The 24,187-nt window shown below is 74.9% G+C and carries 21 protein-coding genes and 1 pseudogene; 12 read left to right on the forward strand and 10 right to left on the reverse strand.

The features are described from left to right. Positions 1-5: 5 nt before the first annotated feature. The 5 genes from ACIA79_RS29505 to ACIA79_RS29525 all read right to left on the reverse strand — a co-directional run bounded on the left by ACIA79_RS29505 (position 6) and on the right by ACIA79_RS29525 (position 7,388). Positions 6-536, reverse strand: coding sequence for a DUF1203 domain-containing protein (locus ACIA79_RS29505; RefSeq protein ID WP_399431470.1), 531 nt, complete (start codon positions 534-536; stop codon positions 6-8). Between the two features lie 67 nt (positions 537-603). Next, positions 604-2,676, reverse strand: coding sequence for a SpoIIE family protein phosphatase (locus ACIA79_RS29510; protein ID WP_399431471.1), 2,073 nt, complete (start codon positions 2,674-2,676; stop codon positions 604-606). 231 nt (positions 2,677-2,907) lie between these two features. Beyond that, positions 2,908-6,135, reverse strand: coding sequence for a SpoIIE family protein phosphatase (locus tag ACIA79_RS29515; protein WP_399431435.1), 3,228 nt, complete (start codon positions 6,133-6,135; stop codon positions 2,908-2,910). A 77-nt stretch (positions 6,136-6,212) separates the two neighbouring features. Further along, entirely contained in the window at positions 6,213-6,722 is a 510-nt protein-coding gene (locus ACIA79_RS29520; protein WP_399431436.1) for a DinB family protein, read from the reverse strand. A gap of 132 nt (positions 6,723-6,854) precedes the next feature. After that, a complete protein-coding gene (locus tag ACIA79_RS29525; RefSeq protein ID WP_399431438.1) occupies positions 6,855-7,388 on the reverse strand; it encodes a carboxymuconolactone decarboxylase family protein in 534 nt (177 codons plus the stop codon). Between the two features lie 47 nt (positions 7,389-7,435). Here ACIA79_RS29525 and ACIA79_RS29530 point away from each other — a divergent pair, with 47 nt between their 5' ends. The 3 genes from ACIA79_RS29530 to ACIA79_RS29540 all read left to right on the forward strand — a co-directional run bounded on the left by ACIA79_RS29530 (position 7,436) and on the right by ACIA79_RS29540 (position 10,519). Beyond that, positions 7,436-8,899: a PLP-dependent aminotransferase family protein gene (locus ACIA79_RS29530; protein WP_399431439.1), complete on the forward strand. Its 1,464-nt coding sequence runs from the start codon at positions 7,436-7,438 to the stop codon at positions 8,897-8,899. Positions 8,900-9,033: 134 nt separating this feature from the next. Beyond that, a complete protein-coding gene (locus tag ACIA79_RS29535) occupies positions 9,034-9,312 on the forward strand; it encodes a hypothetical protein (protein WP_399431440.1) in 279 nt (92 codons plus the stop codon). A gap of 19 nt (positions 9,313-9,331) precedes the next feature. Beyond that, complete coding sequence (locus ACIA79_RS29540) at positions 9,332-10,519, forward strand: glutathionylspermidine synthase family protein (RefSeq protein ID WP_399431441.1); 1,188 nt, start codon at positions 9,332-9,334, stop codon at positions 10,517-10,519. On the opposite strand, the gene rocD is transcribed toward ACIA79_RS29540, so the two are convergent. Further along, positions 10,509-11,726: an ornithine--oxo-acid transaminase gene (rocD, locus tag ACIA79_RS29545; RefSeq protein ID WP_399431442.1), complete on the reverse strand. Its 1,218-nt coding sequence runs from the start codon at positions 11,724-11,726 to the stop codon at positions 10,509-10,511. The genes ACIA79_RS29540 and rocD overlap by 11 nt on opposite strands. A 232-nt stretch (positions 11,727-11,958) precedes the next feature. Here rocD and glyA point away from each other — a divergent pair, with 232 nt between their 5' ends. The 3 genes from glyA to ACIA79_RS29560 all read left to right on the forward strand — a co-directional run bounded on the left by glyA (position 11,959) and on the right by ACIA79_RS29560 (position 15,270). Beyond that, positions 11,959-13,236, forward strand: coding sequence for a serine hydroxymethyltransferase (gene glyA / locus ACIA79_RS29550; protein WP_399431443.1), 1,278 nt, complete (start codon positions 11,959-11,961; stop codon positions 13,234-13,236). A gap of 315 nt (positions 13,237-13,551) precedes the next feature. After that, on the forward strand, positions 13,552-14,565 hold the full coding sequence (trpS, locus tag ACIA79_RS29555) for a tryptophan--tRNA ligase (protein ID WP_399431444.1): 1,014 nt from the start codon (positions 13,552-13,554) through the stop codon (positions 14,563-14,565). A 114-nt stretch (positions 14,566-14,679) separates the two neighbouring features. Further along, entirely contained in the window at positions 14,680-15,270 is a 591-nt protein-coding gene (locus ACIA79_RS29560) for a 2'-5' RNA ligase family protein (protein ID WP_399431445.1), read from the forward strand. Positions 15,271-15,319: 49 nt separating this feature from the next. Here ACIA79_RS29560 and ACIA79_RS29565 read toward each other — a convergent pair whose 3' ends face one another. Next, positions 15,320-16,075: a decaprenylphospho-beta-D-erythro-pentofuranosid-2-ulose 2-reductase gene (locus ACIA79_RS29565; protein ID WP_399431446.1), complete on the reverse strand. Its 756-nt coding sequence runs from the start codon at positions 16,073-16,075 to the stop codon at positions 15,320-15,322. 12 nt (positions 16,076-16,087) lie between these two features. Further along, on the reverse strand, positions 16,088-17,434 hold the full coding sequence (locus tag ACIA79_RS29570; RefSeq protein ID WP_399431447.1) for an FAD-binding protein: 1,347 nt from the start codon (positions 17,432-17,434) through the stop codon (positions 16,088-16,090). Between the two features lie 171 nt (positions 17,435-17,605). Here ACIA79_RS29570 and ACIA79_RS29575 point away from each other — a divergent pair, with 171 nt between their 5' ends. Genes ACIA79_RS29575 through ACIA79_RS29590 form a run of 4 tightly spaced genes read left to right on the forward strand, consistent with a single transcriptional unit; the run spans position 17,606 to position 20,370 of the window. Beyond that, entirely contained in the window at positions 17,606-18,163 is a 558-nt protein-coding gene (locus ACIA79_RS29575) for a phosphatase PAP2 family protein (protein WP_399431448.1), read from the forward strand. Between the two features lie 49 nt (positions 18,164-18,212). Continuing rightward, positions 18,213-19,067 (forward strand): decaprenyl-phosphate phosphoribosyltransferase, encoded by an 855-nt coding sequence (locus ACIA79_RS29580; protein ID WP_399431472.1) that lies wholly within the window; start codon positions 18,213-18,215, stop codon positions 19,065-19,067. After that, a complete protein-coding gene (locus tag ACIA79_RS29585) occupies positions 19,064-19,474 on the forward strand; it encodes a GtrA family protein (RefSeq protein ID WP_399431449.1) in 411 nt (136 codons plus the stop codon). The genes ACIA79_RS29580 and ACIA79_RS29585 overlap by 4 nt, the downstream gene beginning before the upstream one ends. After that, a complete protein-coding gene (locus ACIA79_RS29590; protein WP_399431450.1) occupies positions 19,462-20,370 on the forward strand; it encodes a YihY/virulence factor BrkB family protein in 909 nt (302 codons plus the stop codon). The genes ACIA79_RS29585 and ACIA79_RS29590 overlap by 13 nt, the downstream gene beginning before the upstream one ends. On the opposite strand, the gene ACIA79_RS29595 is transcribed toward ACIA79_RS29590, so the two are convergent. After that, the gene (locus ACIA79_RS29595) at positions 20,306-21,550 is read right to left on the reverse strand and encodes a D-alanyl-D-alanine carboxypeptidase family protein (protein WP_399431451.1); all 1,245 of its coding nucleotides are present in this window, start codon (positions 21,548-21,550) and stop codon (positions 20,306-20,308) included. The two genes, ACIA79_RS29590 and ACIA79_RS29595, sit on opposite strands and share 65 nt — an antisense overlap. Before the next feature lie 94 nt (positions 21,551-21,644). Between ACIA79_RS29595 and ACIA79_RS29600 the strand changes: the two genes are divergently transcribed. Together ACIA79_RS29600 and ACIA79_RS29605 are read left to right on the forward strand one after the other, a co-directional pair. Next, positions 21,645-21,896, forward strand: coding sequence for an SCO4848 family membrane protein (locus ACIA79_RS29600; protein WP_399431452.1), 252 nt, complete (start codon positions 21,645-21,647; stop codon positions 21,894-21,896). Between the two features lie 19 nt (positions 21,897-21,915). Next, a pseudogene (locus ACIA79_RS29605) lies at positions 21,916-23,386 on the forward strand (metallophosphoesterase). A gap of 43 nt (positions 23,387-23,429) precedes the next feature. Here ACIA79_RS29605 and ACIA79_RS29610 read toward each other — a convergent pair. After that, the gene (locus tag ACIA79_RS29610; RefSeq protein WP_399431473.1) at positions 23,430-24,143 is read right to left on the reverse strand and encodes a TetR/AcrR family transcriptional regulator; all 714 of its coding nucleotides are present in this window, start codon (positions 24,141-24,143) and stop codon (positions 23,430-23,432) included. Positions 24,144-24,187: the final 44 nt, after the last annotated feature.

Here is a 24,187-nt window from a genome sequence, read left to right on the forward strand (position 1 = left end):
GGGGGTCAGCGGCGGCGCACCTCGGCCATGAAACAGCCGAAGAGCACGGCCCGGACGTGCACCACCGCCACCGCCGGGTCGGCGAACACCTCGCGCAGCGCGCGGTCCACCTCGCCGGCACGCTCCTGGGGGAGCTCCAGGAGCGTGCCGCCGAGGATGTGCCCGCGCGCGTCGTAGGCACGCAGCACCCGCAGCGGGCCGTGCATCGCGACCGGGTAGCCGGGGCCCGGGGCCGGCCCGGCGCACTCCTCGGCGTGGACGAACACCGGCCCGCATTCGTCGTACGCCCCCGGTTCGGCCCCCGTTCCGGCCGCCCAGCGGCGCAGCGGCGCGTACGACACGAGCAGGATCCGCTCGCCCGCCTCGCTGTGCCGCAGACAGCAGCGCAGCGGCGCCCCGCCCTCCGTGTCGACGACGGCCTCCCGCGCGGCCCCGGCGTCGTCGCGCCGCCGCAACTCCCCCAGGACCGCCGGCTCGATGGCCCGGACCTCGTAGTGGGCCCCGGCCGTGGCCGTGGCCGGGCTGTGCGTGCTCATGCTCTTCATGCCGTCAGCATCGACGGCCCGCACGTCCCTGTCCGGCGGGAATCGGACGGCGTGTTCGTCACGCCCCCGTCGCCCGCAGCAGCATCAGCGCGATGTCATCGGTGCGCTGGTCCGCGGGGCCCGCGTGGTCGAGGATCGTGTCCATGAGCCGGTCGAGGTCCTCGTCGCCGGCGTCGCCGAGGTGCGTGGCGAGGTCCGCGACGGCCTCCTCGATGTCCGTGCCGGCCGTCTCGACCAGGCCGTCGGTGTAGAGGGCGAGCAGGGTGCCCGGCGGCAGCGGAACCTCCGTCACCGAGTAGGACGCGCCGGGGACGATGCCCAGCGCGGGGCCCGGCGGCACGTCGAGGGGCCGCGCCCGGCCGCCGGGTTCGCGCAGCAGGGGCGGCGGGTGGCCCGCGCTGACCAGCCGCGCACGGCCCCGGCGCAGGTCGAGGTGGGCGTACAGGCAGGTGGTGAAGAGGCCCGGATCGAGGTCCAGGAGCAGGCGGTTGGTGCGGGCCAGGACCTCGTCGGGGGCCGCGCCCGCGGTCGCGTGCGTATGGACGGCGGTCCGGACCTGCCCCATCAGGGCGGCCGCCGCGACGTTGTGGCCCTGCACGTCACCGATCACGGCGGCGGCCGTCGTGGCGTCGATCCGCAGCAGGTCGTAGAAGTCGCCGCCGATGTCCATGCCGAGCGTGGCGGGCAGGTAGCGCGCCGCGACCCGCAGACCGGCCAGGGACGGCAGGCGGTGCGGCAGCAGCGCTTCCTGGAGGCCGTGGGCGAGCTGGTGCTTGGCGTCGTACAGCCGTGCCCGGTCCAGCGCCTGCGCGATGAGGCCCGCCAGCGAGGTGAGGACGGCGCGCTCCTCGGCGGGGAAGGCGTGCGGGCGGTCGTACGTGAGGACGCAGATGCCCACCGGGCGGCCCGAGATGACCAGGGGCAGGAACGCCCACGCCTGCTTGCCGCTGACGAGCGGGGCCTCCGGGTAGATCCGCGCCAGCTCCCCGGGATGGCTGAAGAAGGACGGCACCCCCGTGGTCAGCGCCTGCCCCGCGGGGGTGAACCGGGTGTTCACCGGCAGCCCGTCGAGGCGTTCGATGACGTGCGCCGGGTAGCCGCGCGAACCGGTGATGCGCAGGCGGCCCGACTCGGCGCTGGACAGCACCAGCCCGTGGGCGCCGAAGGCCGGCATGATCTGGTCGGCGACCAGGTCCACCACGTCCTGTACGCCCACGGCCTCGGTGAGCGCGGCCGCCAGGTGCATCAGCTGGTAGAGCTGGCCCGCCCGGGTCGGCGGGGACGGCCGCGGCTCGCCGGTGCCGGAGGAGGGGTCGTCCTGGGCGCGCGCCGGCCCGGCGTTCGACGGGGTGATGCGGACGCTGATGCCGCTCGCGTCGGGGTAGAGCCGGAAGTCCAGCCACCGGTCGGGCGGCCGGCAGGCGGTGAAGGCCACGGGCTGGCGGCTGATGACCGCCGCGCGGTACCGGTCCTCGTACACGGGGTCGTCGAGCCAGGGCAGGGCCTGCCACGGCAGCAGGCCCAGCAGCGCGTCGGCGCCGCGGCCGAGCAGACCGGCGCCCCGGGTGCTGACGAAGGTGATGCGGCCCTCCAGGTCCAGCGCGCAGCACCCCTCCGGCAGCCGCTCGGCGAAGTCCGCGGCGGCGAGGGCGGGCTGCGGCGCGCCCGGCGCGCGGACGGCGGCGCCGGGCAGCACGCGCGGCTCGTCCGGGGGCGTCACCGGGCGGCCGGCGCGCGCCGCGTCGTCCAGCACCCGGCCCAGCCGCCGGCCGCTGGACGTGATGTGGCCGCGCTCGCGCGGGGTGGCCTGCGGCGGGTGGCTGCCGGGCCACATCAGCAGCAGGGAGCCCCACCGGCGCTCGCCGTCGACCGGTACGGCGGCCAGTGCGATCCGGTAGGGCAGCGCCACCGCGGAGCGCGGATAGGCCCGGGCCATCTCCGCCTGGTCGCCGATCCAGATCAGCCGCTTCCGGCGCACGGCGTCGGTGACGGGCGCGGGGGAGGCCAGCGGGATCCGCGTCCACGGCATGACCAGGTCGCCGGGCACCCCGCCCACCACGACGAGACGGAGGAGCTGCTGCTCCCGGTCCAGCAGGTAGAAGGCGCCGATGGACGCCCCGGTGCGGCGCATCGTCTCACCGAGCGCCGCGTCGAGGGCGGCGGCCTGCGGCGGTACGTCACCGCCGGTCACCGTCGGACTCCCCGCGCGGCCCGGCGGCCCCGGCCCCGGCGGCCCGGACCGTGCTCCTGCGTCGCCTCACGCCCGCACCTCACCCATACAGGGACGTTACGCCCGCACGGCGGCGGTCGCATGCCGGACGGCGGTGCGCCGGGGAGCGACCGCGCGCGGGCGCCGGCCGGCTCAACCGAGGTCGTCGAACATGTCCAGCAGCGCATCCTCGTCCGCCTCCGGCGTGCGGCGCTCGGCGTGCGCCACCTGCTCCGCCCACACGGTCTTGCCCTGCTGCATGTAGCGGGCGCCCCAGGTCCTGGTGAACTGCGCGACGAGGAACAGGCCGCGCCCGCCCTCCTCGGTCGTGGCGGCGCGCCGGATGCGCGGCGAGGAGTTGCTGTGGTCGGACACCTCGCAGATCAGCGATCCGTTCCGCAGCAGCCGCAGCGACACCGGGCCCTTTCCGCCGTACCGCACGGCGTTGGTGACCAGCTCGCTGACCACCAGTCCGGTGGTGAACTCCAGGTGCGCCAGGTCCCACTCGTCCAGCTGCCGCCGCACCAGCGACCTCGCCGTGGCGACGACGGACGGTTCGGCGGGCAGCTCCCAGGCCGCGACGCGGTCCTCGGACAGCGCGTGCACCCGGGCCAGCAGCAGGGCCACGTCGTCCCGCGGGCCGTCCGGGAGCAGGGTGCCGGTGATCAGGTCGCAGATCCGCTCCAGCGGCGCGGCGGTGTCACGCCGCCCGGCCGGCGAACCGTCCCCGCACGCGCCGAGCGCGGCCATCAGCTGCTCCAGCCGCGTGTCGGAGATTCCGTAGCCGCGGTCCTCCTTCAGCAGGCCGTCGGTGTAGAGGGCGAGCAGGCTGCCCGGCTCCAGCTCCACGGTGGCCGATTCGTACGGCTGCAGGCCGCCGAGGCCCAGCGGTGGCCCGGCGGGCAGGTCGATCAGCCGTGCCGTGCCGTCCGGGGACACCACCGCGGGCGGCGGGTGTCCGGCCCGGGCGGCCGTGCAGCGGCCGGACACCGGGTCGTACACCGCGTACAGGCAGGTCGCCGCCGTGGCCGGGTCCAGGTCCAGGTCGCCGGGCGGGACGGCGGGCGCGGTGGCGTCCGGGGGCATGCCGGGCAGGATGTCGCCGGGCACCTCGGGCGTCCGGCCGACCAGGTCGTCCAGGTGGGCCAGGACCTCCTCCGGCAGCAGGTCCAGCCCGGCCAGGGTGCGTACCGCGGTCCGCAGCCGGCCCATGGTGGCGGCCGCCTGGAGGCCGTGCCCGGCCACATCCCCGACGACCAGCGCCACCCGCAGGCCCGACAGCGGGATCGCGTCGAACCAGTCCCCGCCCACCCCGACCCCGGCGCCCACGCCGGCGGGCAGGTAGCGGGAGGCCAGGTCCACCGCGGTCAGCCGGGGCAGCTCCCGCGGCAGGAGGCTCCGCTGGAGGGTGAGGGAGGCGTTGCGTTCGCGGCGGAAGCGGCGGGCGTTCTCCACGCTCATCGCGGCCCGGGCCGCGAGCTCGCTCGCGAGGGTGAGGTCGTCCTCCTCGTACGGCCGGTCCTCGCCGCGGCGGTAGAACCCCGCCAGCCCGAGGAGGGCGCCCCGGGCGCAGAGCGGTGCGGCCAGGTACGCGTGCACGCCCTCGCCCAGCAGCCCGACCGGGTGCGCACCGCCCGCGGAGGACGCCGCCCCGAGGGCCGCGGTCGCCACGGAGTCGGCGACGGGCCGTCCGGTGGCGAGGCACCGGGCCTGGGGCGTGCCGGCCGGGTAGCTCACGGGCTCGCCCGGGCCGCGGGCGGCGGAGCCGTGAGTGTCCCGGGCGGGGCCGGTGGTGGCTGCGGTGGCTGTGGTGGTGGGGCCGGTGGGGGCTCCGGTGGTGGCTGCGGTGGCTTCGGTGGCTGTGCTGGGGCCGGTGGCTGCGGCGGTTCCGGGGAAACCGTGGGCCGTCCCGGTCCCGGACGCCCCGGATTCGGCCCCCATCCCGGCGGTGGCCGTCCGGCGCAGTGTCGTGCCGGGGGCCGGCGGGCCCGGCGGCGGCTCCTCGCCCGCGAGCACGCCCTCGACCAGGTCCACCACGACCAGGTCGGCGAAGCGCGGTACCGCGATCGCCGCCAGCTCCTCGGCCGTGCGCCGCATGTCCAGCGTGGTGCCGATGCGCACGCCCGCCTCGTTCAGGAGGGACAGCCGCGCGCGGGCCTCGGCGGCCAGGCGGCCGACGCCCGGTTCGCCAACCAGCAGGAGCCATGCGTCCGGACGGCTGCCCTGCTCGTCCTGCTCGTCCGGCCCGTTCTGCCTTTCCTGCTCGTTGTCGGGCCCGGTCGCGCCGGCCGCGGTCACGGTCTCCGGCCGCTCCGCGCGGGGCGGGGCCGGGGGACCGGGAGCTTCCTCCCGCGTCGGCCCGGCGGTTCCGGGCGGGTGCAGCAGCGGCACCTGGCGTCCGTCGGGCGCGGTCGCCGTGGCGGCGGCACCGGTCGCCCCGCCGCCCGGCGCCGCGGTACCGGGTGCGGCCGTCCCCGCCGGGGCCGGGCGCCGCTCGTCCGGGAAGGTGACCTCGACCGCCGCGCCCTCCGCGTCGCCGTGGCGCAGCTGCCTGCGGCGCAGGGCGGCCACCCGGCCCCCGGCCAGCATGACCTCGGCGAACGCCTCCTCGTTCGAGGAGATCAGCTGCACCGCGGCCTCCAGCAGCGCCCGCCGCTCCTGGCGGGCCAGCCGGGGAACGGCCCCGCCGGGACCGGCGAGCTCGCCGGAGCGCAGGTCGAGCCGGGCGGGCGCGCCGCGGCCGCGGTCCCGGAGGAAGGAGTGCACCAGGCCGCGCTCCCTGGCCGAGCTGAGCTCCAGCAGGCGGTCGGCGATCCGCTCGGTGGCGTCCTGGAGCACCAGGGCCATGCCCGGTTCGGCGAGCTCCTCGGGGACGGAGAGGTTGACCGCGCCCTGCACGGTGCCGCCCACGGGATCGCGTACGGGGGCGGCCATGCAGGTCAGCGCCTTGAGGTTGTGCAGGAAGTGCTCGTGGCCGACGACCACGAAGGGCGCCCGGGTGCTCAGCACCATGCTGACGCTGCTGGTGCCCATGAACCGCTCGTCGACGTTGGCGCCCGGCACCAGCGAGGCGGCGTCCATCAGCTCCAGGCCGACCGCGTCCCCGCGCCGGTCCACGATGTTCGCCCGGGCGTCGGCCAGCGTCACGGTGACGGGCAGGTCGGCGAACCGGCGCCACAGCCGCTCCAGGACCGGGGCGGCGGCCCTGAGCAGCCGTGAGTCCGGGTCCAGATCGCTCTCGACGGGGAGCGGCGTGGCGCCCTCGTCGTCGATGCCGAGGGACTGCGAACGCTCCCAGGAGGCGAGGATCTCCGCGCGCACCCCGGCAGCGGGCGGCTGCCCGCCCCGTTCGGCCCCCGTGCGCGCCGGATAGGAGTCCACGGGAACAGGATAATCGGACAAATGGTGCATTCACCTGTCCGGCGCCCGACCCCGGCCCTGCCGCACCGACACCGGCCCTACGCGCCGACCGTGCGGTCGATGCCCTCGCGGAGGAAGTCGGCGTGGCCGTTGTGGCGGGCGTACTCGTGGAGCAGGTGCAGCATCACATGGCGCAGCGAGACGTCGATGTCCCAGCGGGCGTTGTGGCCGGTGACATCGAGGGACTCCGCCTGCCGCTCGATGCGGCGGGAGTGCTCGACCTCCGCCTCCCAGGCGGCGAACGCCTCCGAACGCGTCGAGCCCGTCGCGTCGTACGCCGTCTGGTAGTCGCCGTCCGGGGACCAGACGAGGGGGAGGTCCGCCTCGCCGCCGATCGTGCGGCGGAACCACGCCCGCTCCACCTCGGCCATGTGGCGGACCAGGCCGAGCAGGGAGAGCTCCGACGGCGGCATGGAGCGGCGGCGCAGGTCCTCGTCGGTCAGGCCGTCGCACTTCATCGCGAGGGTCGCGCGGTGGTGGTCGAGGAAGGCGCGCAGCATGGTCCGTTCGTCACCGACCAGCGGCGGACCGATGCGTTCGGTGGGCACGGCGGGCTCCCTTCGGGGCGGGCGTGGACGTGCCCCAGGATGGTCGACGCCCGGGCCGCCCGGCCATCGGTTATCAGGGACTCCCGGCCGCGCCGGCGCGGTTCGCGGGTTGGGACCGGCGGACCGCGGCGCTCAGTGCTTGAACTGGCCGGGCGTGTAGTGGCCCGGGGTCATGCGGGTGGTCACGCCGAAGCGGTTCCAGGCGTTGATGACCGTGATCGCGGCCAGCAGCTGGGCCAGCTCCGCCTCGTCGAAGTGCCGCGCGGCCCTCTCGTACACCTCGTCCGGGACGAAACCGTCCGTCAGCACGGTCACCGCCTCGGTCAGTTCGATCGCCGCCAGCTCCTTCTCGGTGTAGAAGTGCCGCGACTCCTCCCAGGCGCTGAGCTGGACGATCCGCTCCACCGACTCGCCGGCCGCCAGCGCGTCCTTGGTGTGCATGTCCAGGCAGAAGGCGCAGCGGTTGATCTGCGAGGCGCGGATCTTGACCAGTTCGTACAGGACCGGGTCGAGGCCCTTCCGGGCCGCCGCGTCCAGCTTGACCATGGCCTTGTAGACCTCGGGGGCGTGCGTCGCCCAGGCGAGCCGCGGCGGGTGCTCCGGTGCGTACTGCGGGTGGGCGGGAGGCTGCGTGTGCGGGGCCGTGTCCGTGGCGTTCGTCGTCATGATCCCGACCGTACGGGCCTGGTGGCGCAGAGGTATGGTCCATTTCCATGACGGATCCTTGGGCCACTTTCGGCACGGACCTGCATCTGGAGCTCCGCGGCCCCCGGCTGCGGGCCGGCCTCATGGAGGCGCTGCGCGAGGCCGTGCGCACGGGGCGGCTCGCCCCCGGCGCGCGGCTGCCGTCGTCGCGCTCGCTCGCCGCCGACCTGGGCGTCGCGCGCAACACCGTCGCCGAGGCGTACGCCGAGCTCGTCGCGGAAGGCTGGCTGACGGCCCGCCAGGGCTCCGGCACGCGGGTCGCCCGCCGCGCGGTGCCGCGCAGACCGCCCGCGCCGGCCGGGGTGCCCCCGGCCCGCGGGGGCACCGCGCCCCGCGGCGCGGCCCCCGCGCGCGCGGGCACCGCCCTGCCGGCCACGCGCCCGAGACGGCCCGTCACCGCCACGCACAGCCTGCACCCCGGCACCCCCGACCTCGGCTCGTTCCCCCGCGGCGAGTGGCTCAGGGCGGCCCGCCGGGCGCTGACGGCCGCCCCGCACGAGGCGTTCGGGTACGGCGACCCGCGCGGCCGCGCCGAACTGCGCACGGTCCTCGCCGACTACCTCGCCCGCGCGCGCGGCGTCCACGCCGACCCCGGCCGGATCGTGGTCTGCTCCGGGTTCGTGCACGGGCTGATGCTGCTGGGCAAGGTGCTGCGTGCCCGCCGCGTCCGGGACGTCGCCGTCGAGTCGTACGGCCTCGACGTCCACTGGAACCTGCTCGTCGAAGCGGGGCTGCGCACCCCCGCGCTGCCCCTGGACGACCGGGGCACCCGCACCGCCGCGCTCGACCGCGAAGGGGCCGTGCTGATCACGCCCGCCCACCAGTTCCCGCTGGGCGGCGCGCTGCCTCCCGAGCGGCGCGCCGCGGCCGTCGACTGGGCGCGGCGCACGGGCGGACTGATCCTGGAGGACGACTACGACGGCGAGTTCCGCTACGACCGGCAGCCGGTGGGGGCCCTGCAGGGCCTCGACCCGGACCGGGTGGTGTACCTCGGGACGGCGAGCAAGTCGCTCACCCCCGGGCTGCGACTGGCGTGGATGGTGCTGCCCGAGCGCCTGGTGGGGGAGGTGCTGGCCGCCAAGGGGGACACGGACTGGGTCTGCAGTGCGCTGGACCAGCTCACGCTCGCCGAGTTCATCGCCTCGGGGGCGTACGACCGGCACGTCCGCGGCATGCGGCTGCGGTACCGCAGACGGCGCGACCAGCTCGTGGCGGCGCTCGCCGAGCGGGCCCCGCACATCCGGGTCAGCGGCATCGCCGCCGGGCTGCACGCCGTGCTCGAACTCCCGCCCGGCACCGAGCGGTCCGTCATCCAGGCCGCCGCCTGGCAGGGCCTCGCCCTTCAGGGCCTGGACCGCTTCCGCCACCCGGAGGCCGCGCGCGGGCACGACGGGCTCGTCGTCGGCTACGGGACGCCGACCGACAGCGCCTGGGCGGGCGCGCTGGACGCCCTGTGCCGCGTCCTTCCATAGCGGCCCGAAGGGGCGCAAAGCGGCAGTGGGGGAGGCGGGTTGGCGGACCGGCCTCACCACCCGGGCGGGCGGCCCTTTAGTCTGTGCGGTCCGTGGTCCGCGAGGGACCGGGAGAGCGACGGGAAGGTGGGCGCATGCGCAGGCTGAGGTCGAGCACGGTCGTGCTCGGCGGCATGGGGGTGCTCGCGGCGACGATCACGTCCTGCGGCTCGGAGCCGGACAAGCGCTGCGTCGACCCGGTCACGCGCGACAAGCTCCCCAGCTACGAGTGCGGCAGCGGGAGCAGCGGCTCCGCCCGCGGCCAGTACTACTACGGCGGCAACGTCAGCGACGGCAAGGTCTCCGGCGGCAGCTTCGACAAGTCGGCCGTCGAGCGCGGCGGCTTCGGCTGCTCCGGCTCCGGCGGCGGCTGAGCCCGGCGGCGGAACGGCCATGAAGCGTCACACCATCGATCCGCGCCCCGACTGGCAGCGGACCGTGGAGGAGCAGGGGCTCGTCTACCCCCTCACCCGGTACCCCGACGGCTCGCTGCGCCCCTACTGGGACGAGAGCGCCTACTACGTCTTCTCGCTGCCCGAGGTGGAGGCGCTGGAGGAGGTCGTCGAGGAGCTGCACGCCATGTGCCTCGCGGCGGCCGCCCACATCGTGGAGCACGACCGCTTCGCCGACCTGGGCATCACCGACCCCCGCCTGGCCGGCCTGGTGGCCGAGTCCTGGCGCCGGCGCGCCGAACTGCCCTCGGTGTACGGGCGCTTCGACCTGCGCTACGACGGCACGGGCCCGGCCAAGATGCTGGAGTACAACGCCGACACGCCCACCTCCCTGGTGGAGGCCGCCAGCCCGCAGTGGTTCTGGATGGAGGAACGGTTCCCGGGCGCCGACCAGTGGAACTCCCTGCACGAGCGGCTCGTCGCCGCGTGGCAGCGGCAGGCCCCGCTGCTGCCGCCCGGCCCGGTGCACTTCGTCCACTCCGACGGCGACGAGCTCGGCGAGGACCTGATGACCGTCGCCTACCTGCGGGAGACCGCGGAGCAGGCCGGGCTCGCCACCGAGGCGCTGTCAGTCGAGCAGATCGGCTGGGACCGGCTCTCCGGCCGCTTCGTCGACGACCGGCTGCGCTTCATCCGCAGCTGCTTCAAGCTCTACCCGTGGGAGTGGCTGACCACGGACCCCTTCGCCCCGCACGTCCTGGACACCCTCGACAACGGCGGCGGCACCGGCACCACCTGCTGGATCGAGCCCGCCTGGAAGATGCTGCTGTCGAACAAGGCGCTGCTGGCGATCCTGTGGGAGCTGTACCCCGGCCACCCGAACCTGCTGCCCGCCTACCTGGACGGCCCGCGCGACCTCGCCGCCCCCTCCGGCCCCGGCTGGGTCGCCAAGCCGCTCCTCGGCCGGGAGGGCGCCGGGGTCACCCTCCACGAGCCGGGCACGGACCCCGCGCCGCGCGGGGAACGCTGCTGCTACCAGGAGCTGGCCCCGCTGCCCGACTTCGACGGCAACCGCGTCGTGCTCGGCGCGTGGGTCGTCGAGGGCGAGGCGGCGGGGCTCGGCATCCGCGAGTCGTCGGGGCCGGTCACGGACGAGTACGCCCGCTTCCTGCCGCACGTCATCCTCTGACGCGGTCCCCCAGCACGGCGCGCAGCTGCTCCAGCCCCCAGTCCAGGTCCTCCTTGCCGATCACCAGCGGCGGGGCGATCCGGATCGTCGACCCGTGCGTGTCCTTCACCAGGACCCCGCGCTCCATCAGCCGCTCCGAGATCTGCCGGCCGGTCCCGAGGGCCGGCACGATGTCGACGCCCGCCCACAGGCCGCGCCCGCGGACCGCCTCCACCGCGCCGCCGCCGGCCAGCAGCCCCAGCTCGCGGTGGAGGTGGTCGCCCAGCTCGGCCGCCCGCTGCTGGTACTCGCCGGTGCGCAGCATCGCGATCACCTCCAGCGCCACCGCGCAGGCCAGCGGGTTCCCGCCGAACGTCGAGCCGTGCTCACCCGGCCGGTACACCCCGAGGACCGCCTCGCTCGACACCACCGCGGACACCGGGACCACACCGCCGCCCAGCGCCTTGCCGAGCACGTACATGTCCGGCACCACGCCCTCGTGCTCGCAGGCGAACGTCCGCCCGGTGCGGCCCAGGCCCGACTGGATCTCGTCCGCGATGAACAGCACGTTCCGCTCCCGGGTGAGCTCCCGGACCCGGGAGAGGTAGCCCGGCGGCGGCACCAGCACCCCGGCCTCGCCCTGGATCGGCTCCAGCAGCACGGCCACGGTGTTCTCCGTCATCGCCTCCTCGAGGGCGGCCGCGTCCCCGTACGGCACGATCTCGAAGCCCGGGGTGTACGGCCCGTAGTCCGCGCGCGCCTCCGGGTCGGTCGAGAAGCTGACGATCGTGGTCGTCCGGCCGTGGAAGTTGTCCGCCGCCACGATGATCTTCGCCATGCCGTCCGGGACGCCCTTGACGCGGTAGCCCCACTTGCGGGCGGTCTTCACGGCGGTCTCCACCGCCTCCGCGCCCGTGTTCATCGGCAGCACCATCTCCATGCCGCACAGGTCGGCCAGCTGCGCGCAGAAGTCGGCGAACCGGTCGTGGTAGAAGGCGCGGGAGGTCAGCGTCACCCGCTCCAGCTGGGCCCTGGCGGCGTCGATCAGCCGCCGGTTGCCGTGCCCGAAGTTGAGCGCGGAGTACCCGGCGAGCATGTCGAGGAAGCGGCGCCCCTCGACATCGGTCATCCAGGCGCCCTCCGCGGAGGCGACGACGACGGGCAACGGGTGGTAGTTGTGCGCACTGCGCGCCTCCGCGGAAGCGATCGCCTCTTGCGTTCTCGACACGGGATCTCCGTTCGTCCTGCGGCCGTGGGCGGGGGGTGCACCCTTATCTATCGTCGCTCGCCATGTGGACGGGGAAACCTTTGATCGACCCGGCCGTTAAGGTGGCCCCACGCACGGCGACTGGCGTACGGGGAAGCGACCCCGGGGGAGCCGTGCGCGGCAGACCGCGCGAGGTGCCGCCCGCCTGGGGACCTCGTCGATCGTGAGTGCTGCCGGCCCCCTGGAGGACGCCATGACCGACCGTTCCCTTCCCCCGCACCACCCGGCCCTCTCCGCGGCCGATCCGGAACTCGCCGCGCTCGTCGGCGCCGAGGAGCGGCTGCAGGCCGAGACCCTGCGCCTGATCCCCAGCGAGAACTACGTCTCCGGCGCCGTGCTGGAAGCCTCCGGCACCGTCCTGCAGAACAAGTACAGCGAGGGCTACCCCGGGCGCCGCTACTACGAGGGCCAGCAGAACATCGACCGGGTCGAGCTGCTCGCCACCGCCCGGGCCAAGGCGCTGTTCGGCGCGGACCACGCCAACGTGCAGCCCTACTCCGGCTCCCCGGCGAACCTCGCCGTCCACCTGGCCTTCGCCGAGCCCGGCGACACCGTGATGGGCATGGCCCTCCCGATGGGCGGTCACCTCACCCACGGCTGGGGCGTCTCCGCCACCGGCACGTGGTTCCGCGGCGTCCAGTACGGCGTACGCCCGGACACGGGCCTCATCGACTTCGACCAGGTCCGCGACCTCGCCCTCGCGGAGCGGCCGAGGATCATCTTCTGCGGTGGCACCGCCCTGCCGCGGACCATCGACTTCGCCGCCTTCGCGGAGATCGCCCGTGAGGCCGGCTCCGTGCTGGTCGCCGACATCGCGCACATCGCGGGGCTCGTCGCCGGCGGCGCCCACCCCTCTCCCGTACCGCACGTGGACGTGGTCTCCACGACCACGCACAAGACGCTGCGCGGGCCGCGGGGCGCGATGCTGATGGCGCGCGAGGAGCACGCCAAGGCCATCGACAAGGCGGTCTTCCCCGGCCTCCAGGGCGGCCCCCACAACCAGACGACGGCCGCCATCGCCGTCGCCCTCCACGAGGCCGCCCAGCCGGCCTTCCGTGACTACGCCCACGCGGTCGTGGCCAACGCCGGGGCCCTCGCCGCCGAGCTGCTCACCCGCGGCTTCGACCTCGTCTCCGGCGGGACGGACAACCACCTGATCCTGATGGACCTCACCTCGAAGGACGTCCCGGGCAAGGTGGCCGCGAAGGCCCTCGACCGGGCCGGGATCGTCGTCAACTACAACACCGTCCCGTACGACCCGCGCAAGCCCTTCGACCCCTCCGGCATCCGCATCGGCACCCCCTCCCTGACCTCGCGGGGCCTCGGCACGGACCACATGGCGGCCGTCGCCGAGTGGATCGACCGGGGCGTCACCGCGGCGCGCACGGGCGACGAGGACACCCTGACCAAGATCCGCGCCGAGGTCGCCGACCTGATGGCCGCCCACCCGGCCCCCGGCCTCCCGGTCTAGCCGCCCAGGCCCCGGCCTCCGGCCTCCCGGACCGGCCGCCCCGGCCTCCGCTTTCCGGGCCGTCCCGGCGTACGGGGGCCGGGGCCCGCGGCACCACCTGACGGCCCCGGGGACCGCCCGCAGGGGCACCGCCACCGGCCGCGGCACGCTGCCGGACCGCCGCAGGAACTGTGTTCCTCGTCTCATTCGCGGCGGTCCCCGCCCGGCCGCGCCGGAACGCGGGGTGGCGTACGCGGATCCGGCCGCCGCCGGCCGGTTCCGCCCGCCGCCGGACGCGTTCCCGAGCTGTCGGCGGCACCTGAGAGAATGAGGGACATGGCCTTTGATCGTCCTCGTGTGCTCTCCGGAATCCAGCCCACCGCAGGCTCGTTCCACCTCGGCAACTACCTCGGTGCGGTCCGTCAGTGGGTGGCGCTCCAGGAGACCCACGACGCCTTCTACATGGTCGTCGACCTGCACGCGATCACCGTCCCGCAGGACCCGGCCGAGCTGCGGGCCAACACCCGGCTCGCCGCGGCCCAGCTCCTCGCGGCGGGCCTCGACCCCGAGCGCTGCACGCTCTTCGTGCAGAGCCACGTGCCCGAGCACGCCCAGCTCGGCTGGGTCATGAACTGCCTGACCGGCTTCGGCGAGGCCAGCCGCATGACGCAGTTCAAGGACAAGGCCGCCAAGCAGGGCGCGGACCGCGCCACCGTCGGCCTGTTCACGTACCCGATCCTCCAGGTGGCGGACATCCTGCTCTACCAGGCGCACGAGGTGCCGGTCGGCGAGGACCAGCGGCAGCACATCGAGCTCACCCGGGACCTCGCCGAGCGGTTCAACACCCGCTTCGGTGAGACGTTCACCGTCCCGGCGCCGTACATCCTGAAGGAAACGGCGAAGATCTACGACCTGCAGGACCCGACGGTCAAGATGAGCAAGTCGGCGTCCACGCCGAAGGGCCTGATCAACCTGTTGGACGAACCGAAGACCACCGCGAAGAAGGTCAAGAGCGCGGTCACGGACACCGACACCGTGATCCGCTTCGACCTGGAGAACAAGCCGGGCGTCAGCAATCTGCTGACGATCATGTCGACCCTCACCGGTACCTCCGTCCCCGACCTGGAGCGGGCCTACGAGGGCAAGATGTACGGGGCGCTGAAGACGGACCTCGCCGAGGTGATGGTGGACTTCGTCACCCCGTTCCGGACCCGCACCCAGGAATACTTGGACGACCCCGAGACGCTGGACTCGATCCTGGCCAAGGGTGCGGAGAAGGCGCGCACGGTCGCCGGCGAGACGCTCGCGCGGACGTACGAGAAGGTGGGCTTCCTGCCCGCCAAGCACTGAGTCCGGACCGCTCTGGTCATGGGGCGGGTGCACCCGCCACACTGGCGGCGCACCGGTCGCGCCGCGACGGCACCGACCGGCCGGACGGCCGTACCGAGGAGAACGGAGAACGACGTGGGGACCGTAACGCTCGGCGTTTCGATCGCGGTCCCGGAGCCCTACGGCAGCCTGCTCCAGGAGCGGCGCGCGGGCTTCGGGGATCCCGCCGCGCACGGCATCCCCACGCACGTCACCCTCCTGCCGCCGACCGAGGTCGACGCGGCACGGCTGCCCGCGGTCCGCGCCCACCTGGCGGCCGTCGCGGCGGCCGGCCGCTCCTTCCCGATGCGGCTGAGCGGCACGGGCACGTTCCGGCCGCTGTCGCCGGTCGTGTTCGTCCAGGTCGTGGAGGGCGCGTCGGCGTGCTCCTGGCTGCAGCGGCAGGTCCGTGACGCCTCCGGTCCGCTGGCGCGCGAGCTGGCCTTCCCGTACCACCCGCACGTGACGGTGGCGCACGGCATCCCCGACGAGGCGATGGACCGGGCGTACGAGGAACTCGCCGGCTTCGAGGCGGCGTGGACGGTCGGCTCCTTCGCGCTCTACGAGCAGGGTTCCGACGGCGTGTGGCGCGAGCTGTACGAGTACGAGTTCGGGGCCGGCCGCCCGCCCAAGGGGGTGCCCGCGCAGGGCTCACCGGTGGACGAGCCGGCCGCCACGCGCACCTAGGCCCTGTCGTGCCGATCACGCCGGGCTCGCGACGCCGCGTCGCCCGGCGTCACAGCGGCAGGCGGCGGAACAGCGGGCGCGGCAGGTGCCGCAGTACGGACATCACCGGCCGCAGGGTGCCCGGCACCCAGACGGTCCCCGACCGGCGCCGCAGGCCCTGCTCGATCGCGTGCGCCACGGCCTCGGGGGTCGTCGCGAGCGGAGGCTCGGCGCGTCCCGCCGTCATCCTCGTCCGGACGAAGCCGGGCCTGACCACCATGACGTGCACGCCCGTGCCGTGCAGGGCGTCGCCGAGGCCCTGCGCGAAGGCGTCGAGCCCGGCCTTGCTGGAGCCGTAGACGAAGTTGGCGCGGCGGGCCCGTTCGGCGGCCACGGAGGACAGCACCACCAGGGAGCCGTGGCCCTGCGCCCGCAGGGCGTTCGCGCAGACCAGGCCCACCGAGACGGCGCCGGTGTAGTTGGTCAGGGCGACCCGGACGGCCGCGGGCGGGGTGGCTTCGTCGTGGGCCTGGTCGCCCAGCACGCCGAACGCCAGCAGCACCATGTCGAGGTCCCCCTCGGCGAACACCTTGCCGAGGACCTCCTCGTGCGCGGCGGTGTCGAGCGCGTCGAACGGCACGGTCCGGGCGTCGGCGCCGAGCTCCCGCAGGGACGCGGCCGCCGCGTCCAGGCCGGGCGAGGGCCGGCCGGCGAGCCACACGGTACGGGTGCGGCGGGCGACGAGGCGGCGGGCGGTGGCGAGCCCGATCCCTGACGTCCCGCCGAGGACGAGGAGGGACTGCGGGCTGCCGAAGGCGTCCTTCATGACGGTGTGCTCCTACAACGCGAGGCGGCGGGCGAGGTCCGAGGTGAAGACCGCGCGCGGGTCCAGCCGTGCGCGCAGGTCGAGGAAGTCGGGGAGGCGGGGGTACATGGCGCGCAGGGTGTCCGGGCGCAGCCGGGAGTCCTTGGCCAGGTAGACCCGGCCGCCCGCCGCCGCCACCTCGTCGTCGAGCCCGTCCAGGAAGGCGCCGAGGCCCGGCAGCCCGGCCGGGATGTCCAGCGCCAGCGTCCAGCCCGGCATGGGGAACGACAGCCAGCCCGGGTCGGCCGTGCCGAAGCGCTTGAGCACGGCGAGGAACGAGGGACAGCCGCGCCGCGAGATGCGCCGCACGACGCGGCGCAGCGCGTCCTCCTGCCCGTACGGGACGACGAACTGGTACTGGACGAAGCCGGCGCGGCCGTAGACACGGTTCCAGTGCGGGACGCCGTCGAGGGGGTGGAAGAAGGCGGGGATGCGCTGGAGCCGGCCGGTGCTGGGGCGGCGGGGGGCCCTGCGGTACCAGAACTCGTTGAAGGCGCGGACGGTGGTGCGGTTGAGCAGGCCGTCCGGTACGAGGCCGGGCGGCGGGGGCAGCCGGCCGGTGCGGAAGCCCAGCGGACGGCGCCGGGCGGCGGCGGGGAGGGCGTCGTACGGGGCGTGGTCGCCGCGGGTGAGGACCGCGCGGCCGGTCGCGGCGCCCCGGGCGAGCAGGTCGATCCAGGCGACGGAGTAGCGGTAGCGGTGGTCGGTCGTGGTCAGGCGGGCCATCAGGTCGTCGAGGTCGCGGGCGCGTTCGGTGTCGACGGACATCAGGGAGGTCTCGACGGGCACGAGCCGGACCGTGGCGGAGAGGATCACGCCGGTGAGGCCCATGCCGCCCGCGGTGGCGTCGAAGAGGTCGGTGCCGGGCGGGACGGAGCGGACCGTGCCGTCGGCGGTGAGGAGCTCCAGGCCGCGGACGTGGCGGCTGAAGGAGCCCGAGACGTGGTGGTTCTTGCCGTGGATGTCGGCGGCGACGGCTCCGCCGACGGTGACGTACCGGGTGCCGGGGGTGACCGGGACGAACCAGCCGAGCGGGAGCAGGACCTCCATCAGGCGGTGCAGGCTGACGCCGGCGTCGCAGACCACGACCCCGGTGTCGGCGTCGACGGAGCGGATGCGGTCGAGGGCGGTCATGTCGAGGACGGCGCCGCCGGCGTTCTGCGCCGCGTCGCCGTAGGCCCGGCCGAGGCCGCGGGCGATGCTCCCGCGGGCGCCGCAGGCCCGGACGGCGGCGGCCGCCTCCTCGTGGCTGCGGGGGCGGACGACACGGGCGGCGGTGGGGGCGGTGCGGCCCCATCCGGTGAGGGGCTCGGTGGGCATGAGGGCGAAGGTATCGCCGTAAAAGTCCCCTTTGGTGGTTTTCTGGGCTGACTCGCCGAAATGGGTGATTAAACGAGTGTCATGAAAGATTGCCGTGCGGCACGGCGGGCGGCGGGCGAGAGTCGCGGTCGTGGACGCACCCGAACGGTGCGTCGAGGGAAGGGGAGGCGGATGCGACACGTCGACCACCGCCTGCTGGCCGCCGCACGCGCCTGCGGACACCGCAGTCCGGCGACGGCGGTGGCCGCGCGGGCGCTGTCGTTCAGCGGCGAGCACGGCGCGCTCTGGCTCGCGGCCGGTCTCGCTGGCGCCGCGGCCGACCGGGAGCGGCGCCGGGCGTGGCTGCGGGCCACCGCGCTGACCGGTGCCGCGCACGCCGTGAGCATGGGGGTGAAGCGGCTGGTGCGCCGGCCGCGGCCGGACGGCGGCGCCGCGCTCGTGCGGACCGCGGGGTGCCACTCCTTCCCCAGCTCCCACGCCACCTCGGCGACCGCCGCGGCCCTGCTCTTCGGGGCCCTGAGCCCCGGCGTCCGGCGGCTGGCCGCACCGGTGGCGGCCGCGATGTGCGTCTCCCGGCTGGTGGTGGGCGTCCACTACCCGACGGACGTCGTCGCCGGCGCGCTGCTGGGCGCGGCGACGGCGAGGACCGGGGCGCGGTGGGCGATGCGTGACGTCACCGCCCGCCCGCGCCTGCGCGCCCGGGCGCCCGGGGGGTGGTCACGTGGGTGAGCGCGGGGTCGCGGTGGCCGAGGCCCCGCCGCGCGGCGCGGGGCGCGGGATGGGGTGCGGGGTGCTGCGGGCCGCTCGCCCGCGGCAGTGGGTCAAGAACGTGCTCGTGGTCGCCGCGCCGGCCGCCGCCGGGGAACTCGTGTCGCGGCACACGGCGCTCCGGCTCGGCATCGTGTTCCTGCTGTTCACGGCCGCCGCCTCGGCCGTCTACCTGATCAACGACGCCCGCGACGCCGACGCCGACCGCGCCCACCCGGTCAAGTGCCGCCGGCCCGTCGCCGCCGGCGAGGTGCCGGTGCCGGTGGCGTACGGCACGGGAGCCGTCCTGGCGTTCGGCGCGGTCGTCGCGGGCGCCGTGCTGTGCACCCCCATGACGGCCGCGCTGCTCGCCGCGTACCTCGCGATGCAGCTGGCGTACTGCCTGCGCCTCAAGCACGTCCTCGTCGTGGACCTCGCCGTGGTCACGACCGGTTTCGTGATGCGCGCGATGATCGGCGGGGTGGCGCTCGGCATCCCGCTCTCCCGCTGGTTCCTCATCACCACCGGTTTCGGCGCGCTCTTCATGGTCTCCGCCAAGCGCTACTCGGAGGCCGTGCAGATGGCGGGCCGCAAGGGCGAGACGCGCGTGCTGCTCAACGAGTACACGACCGGCTACCTCCGCTTCGTCTGGCAGCTCGCCGCCGGCGTCGCCGTCCTCGGCTACTGCCTCTGGGCCCTGGAACACACCGGCACCTGGCGGCAGCTCTCCATGATCGCCTTCATCCTCGCCGTCCTGCGCTACGCCGTCTTCGCCGACCGCGGCGCCGCGGGCGCCCCCGAGGACGTGGTCCTGCGCGACCGGCCCCTCGCGGTCATCGGAGCCGTGTGGACGGCGATGTACGGGATGGCGGTCGCCGACCTGTGAGGAGGCGCGAACTCCTGGGCTTCCTCGGCGCGGGAGGCGTCGCGTACGCCGCCGACCTCGCCCTGTTCCTGCTGCTGAGACCGGCTCTCGGCCCGCTCCCCGCCAAGGGCCTGTCCTTCCTCGCCGGCTGCACCGTCGCCTACCTCGGCAACGCCCTGGGTACCTACCGCCGCCGAGGCGTGCGCCTGCGCGAATACGCGGTCTTCTTCGGCGTCAACCTCGCCGGCGCCGCCGTCCAGGCGGCCTGCCTCGGGGTGTCGCACTACGGGCTCGGGCTCACGTCCCCGCTCGCGGACACCGTCTCCGGGCTGGGCGTCGGCATGGTCCTCGCCACCTGCCTGCGCTTCTGGGGGACGCGGACCCTGGTCTTCGCAGCAGGGGGTAGACGAGCCCCATGGACTGGCTGACCAAGCTCCCCCTCATCGGCCCGTGGGCCGCGCGGCTGATGCGCACGCACGCCTGGCGCTCATGCGAGACCCTCGACCACGTCCACTGGACGCGCCTGGCCGCCGCGATCACCTTCACGAGCTTCGTCGCGCTCTTCCCGCTGATCGCCGTCACCGCCGCCGTCGGCGCCGGGCTCCTCAGCGACGCGCAACGGCGCGACATCGAGCACCGGCTGGCCGAGCAGGTGCCCGGCATCTCCGACCAGCTCGACCTCGACTCGCTGATCGCCAACGCCGGCACGGTCGGACTGGTCGCCGGCGCCGTCCTGCTGTTCACCGGCATCAACTGGGTCGGCTCCATGCGCGACTGCCTGCGCGCCGTCTGGAGCTGCGACGACAGCGACGAGGAGAACCCCTTCGTCCGCAAGGGCAAGGACGCCGTCGTCCTCGGCGGCCTCGGCCTCACCGGGCTGGCCTCGCTCGCCGCCTCGGCCCTCGGCTCCACCGCCGTCGGCTGGACCGCCGAACGGCTCGGCATCCACGGCACCGGCGCCGGCGGGGTGCTCCTGCAGACCGGGGCCCTCGCGGTCGCCGTCCTCGCCGACTTCGTGATCCTGCTGTACGTCCTGTCGCTGCTGCCGGGCGTCCAGCCGCCGCGCCGCCGCCTCCTCGTCGCGGGGCTGATCGGCGCGGTCGGCTTCGAGGCGCTGAAGCTGCTGCTCGGCGGCTACATGAGCAGCGTGGCGACGAAGTCGGTGTACGGCGCTTTCGGGGTGCCGGTCGCGCTGCTGCTGTGGATCAACTTCACCGCCAAGCTGCTGCTGTTCTGCGCCGCCTGGACGGCGACGAGCTCTAAGCGTCCTCCGGCTCCCGATGCCGGCGGCGTACCAGATCGGGCAGCGGCCAGCGGCGGTTGACCAGGAACACCGCGCCCGCGAGCAGCACCAGCACCCCGCCGGCCACCGCCAGCGCGATCCCCACGCCGTCGCCGCCGCCGGTCTGCGAGGCGGCGACCGGCGCCTTGGTCGCCTCGCCGCTGCCCGTCTCGATCTGCTTCGTGGTGTCCGTGCCCGTGCGCGCGGACTTCGGCGGCACCAGCTCACCGACCGGCCTGACCTTCCCCGCCGCGGAGAAGCCCCAGTCCAGCAGCCGCGCGGCCTCCTTGTAGACGGCGTGGCTCTCCTTCGCCGACGGGTTCATCACCGTCACCAGGAGCACCTTCCCGCCCCGTTCGGCCACGCCCGTGAAGGTCGCACCGGCATGCGTCGTACTGCCGTTCTTCACGCCCGCGATGCCCTTGTACGGCGTGATGCCGTAGTCGCCGGTCAGCAGCCGGTTGGTGTTCTGGATCTCGAACACCTCGCGCTTCTTGCCGGGCTTCAGCTCCCCGGGGAACTTCGCCCGGGGCGTCGAGCAGTACTCCCGGAAGTCCTTGTTCTGCATGCCGCTGCGGGCGATGAGCGTGAGGTCGTACGCGGAGGAGACCTGGCCCTCGGCGTCGTATCCGTCGGGCGAGACGACGTGGGTGTCCAGCGCCTGCAGCTCTTCGGCCCGGTCGTTCATCTCCTTGACGGTCTTCTCGATGCCGCCGTTGATCTCGGACAGGACGTGCACGGCGTCGTTGCCGGAGCGCAGGAAGACGCCCAGCCACAGGTCGTGGACGGTGTAGCTCTGCTTCTCCTTCACCCCGACCAGGCTGGAGCCCTCGCCGACCTTCGCCAGGTCCTTCTGGGTCACCAGGTGCGTCTGCGTCCGGGGAAGCCTGGGCAGCAGCGTGTCCGCGAAGAGCATCTTCAGGGTGGAGGCCGGGGGCAGCCGCCAGTGCGCGTTGTGCGAGGCCAGCACGTCCCCCGTCTCGGCGTCCGCGACGATCCAGGAGCGGCCCGTCACCTCCTTGGGCAGCACCGGCACGCCGGGGGCCAGGTTCACCTGGGTGCCGGGCCGTCCGAGTGCCTTGCCGCCGACCGTGGACATCAGGGCGGGCGGCTTCGGCTGCGTGTCGTCCTTCGGGGCCGCGGACGCGGGGGCGGCGGTGAGGGCGGGCAGCAGCAGCGCGGCGGCTGTGACCGTCAATGCGATCTTTTTCAGAGCAGACACGATCGAGAACGTACAGGGAGCGTCCACGGTTGGTGACAGCACCCACACCCGACCCGGCTCACGACACGCCGCCGACGGTGGTGATACTTGCTCCATGAAGCTCAGCCGCCCGGCTTCCTGGTTCCTGCTCGCCTTCGGGGTGTGGAGCTGGGTCATCTGGGTCACTTTCATCAAGAATCTCTGGAACGACGCGAGCGGTCTCGCCTTCGACGACGCGGGTGACCCGACGGCGTACTTCTGGGTCCATCTGCTGCTCGCCCTGACGTCCTTTGTTCTGGGGACGGTCGTCGGGGTCATCGGGTTGCGTGGCGTGCGCGCGCTGCGGCGCGGCTCACGCGGCGCCTAGGGGGTCGGTCGTGCTCGTCCTGCTGCTGCTCGTCGTGATCCTGGGGCTGCTGGGAGTCGTCCACTGGTACGTGTGGCGGCGCCTGGTGCGCGATGTGACCGTGCCCGCGAGCCCGGCCCGCCGGGCGGGCACCGCGGCCGCGGTCGTGCTGCCGCTGCTCTCGCTCGGCGCGCTGACCGCGGGCCGGGCGGGCGCGCCCTTCTGGCTCCAGAGCGTGCTGGCCTGGCCCGGGTTCCTGTGGCTGGCGGTCCTGCTGTACGTGGTGCTGGCGCTGCTGGTGGGGGAGGCCGTGCGCCCGCTGCTGCGGCGCCGGCTGGAGCGGCGGGGGGGGGGGGGGGGGCGGGCGCGGGGGGGGGCGGGGGGGGGGGGGGGGGGGGGGGGGGGGGGGGCGGCGGGCGGGGGGGCGCGCGCGGGGGGGGGGCGGGCGCGGCGGGGGGGCGGCCGCCGGCCCCCCCGCCCCCCCCCCCCCCCCCCCCCCCCCCCCCCCCCCCCCCCCCCCCCGGGACCGGGCCGCCGTGGCGTCGCCGCAGCCGGCGACGGTGCCGCCCGCGTCCGCGGCCCCGGCGCCGCCCGAGGGTCCCGCCGCCGGCGGACCGGCCGACGGGACCGCTGCCGCTGCTCCGGCCGCCGGCCCGGCTCCGGTGCCGGCGGCGCGGGACGCGGATCTCGGCAGACGGCTCTTCGTCGCGCGGGTCGTCGGCGGCGCGGCGGCCGGTGCCGCCCTCGCCACCGTGGGGTACGGCACCTACGGCGTCCTGCGCGGCCCGCGCGTCAAGCGGGTGACGGTGCCGCTCGCCAAGCTCGGGCGGCGCGTCCACGGATACCGGATCGCGGTGGTGAGCGACATCCACCTGGGCCCCATCCTCGGACGCGCCCACACGCAGCGGATCGTCGACACGATCAACGCCACCCAGCCCGACCTCGTCGCGGTCGTCGGGGACATGGTCGACGGCAGCGTCGAGGACCTGGGCCCGGCCGCCGAGCCGCTCGCCCGGCTGCGCGCCCGCGACGGCGCCTTCTTCGTGACCGGCAACCACGAGTACTTCTCCGGCGCCGAGCAGTGGGTGGACCACGTCCGCGAGCTGGGCCTGCGCCCGCTGCCCAACGAGCGCGTCGAGCTGTCCGGCTTCGACCTCGCCGGGGTCAACGACGTCGCGGGCGCCGCCCACGGCGACGGCCCGGACTTCGCGGCCGCCCTCGGCGACCGGGACCGCAGCCGGGCCGCCGTGCTCCTCGCCCACCAGCCGGTCGTCATCCACGACGCGGTGCGCCACGGGGTGGACCTCCAGCTGTCCGGCCACACCCACGGCGGGCAGCTCTGGCCCGGGAACTTCCTCGCCGACCTCGCCAACCCCACCGTCGCCGGCCTGGAGCGGTACGGGGACACCCAGCTCTACGTGTCGCGCGGCGCCGGCGCGTGGGGCCCGCCCGTCCGGGTGGGCGCGCCCTCGGACATCACGGTCGTCGAGCTCGCGGCGAAGAGCGCGTAGAGGGCGCCGGGCGCCGGGCGCGCGGGGCGCGGACACCGTTTCCTCAGAGGCGGCCGGGGAGGAACTCCTCCAGCACCTCGTGCACCTGGCGCACCATCGGCCGCAGCACCCGGAAGCGGGAGAGGGCGATGGCGCGCGCGGCGATGGGGGCGGTGCGCTCGACGAGGCGGCGGCTGCGCTCGGTGCCTTCCGTCCGGTCGTACACCCAGAACAGCACCAGGCCCATCTGCATCAGCCACATCAGATGGGGCAGCATCTCGGCCAGTTCCGGCGCGGTCTTGGTGTCCGAGCCGGACAGGACCCGCCGGTGGATCGAGATCGCGGCCTCGCGCGCGGCGGCGGACTCCGCCGAGAAGGGGCTGAGCGGACTCTCGGGGTCGGCGGCGTTCTTGAAGAACTGGGTCGCGAAGCGGTGGTACGGCTCCGCCACGTCCAGCCAGGTCAGCAGGGAGTCGCGGATGCGGACGGCGAGGTCCTCGTCGCCGGTGAGGACCGGCTGGACGGCCACCTCGTGCTCGGCGGCCAGCCGGTCGTAGAAACCCTGGACGAGGTGCTCCTTGGAGGAGAAGTAGTAGTACGCGTTGCCGACGGAGACGCCCGCCTCCTGGGCGATGGCGCGCATCGTGGTCCGGTCGAAACCGCGCTCCTGGAACAGCCGGAGCGCGGTTTCGAGGATGAGGGTGCGGGTCTGCTCGCTGCGGGGGGCCTTGGAGCCCCTGCCGTCCCCGGCGGCCGTCGCGGGCTTGGCCGGCTTCACCGGCGCCGCGTCACCGGTGGCCGGTGCGGTCCCGGCCGCCTTCG

The organism is Streptomyces sp. NPDC051310 (genome assembly GCF_044455245.1).
Lineage (GTDB): Bacteria > Actinomycetota > Actinomycetes > Streptomycetales > Streptomycetaceae > Streptomyces.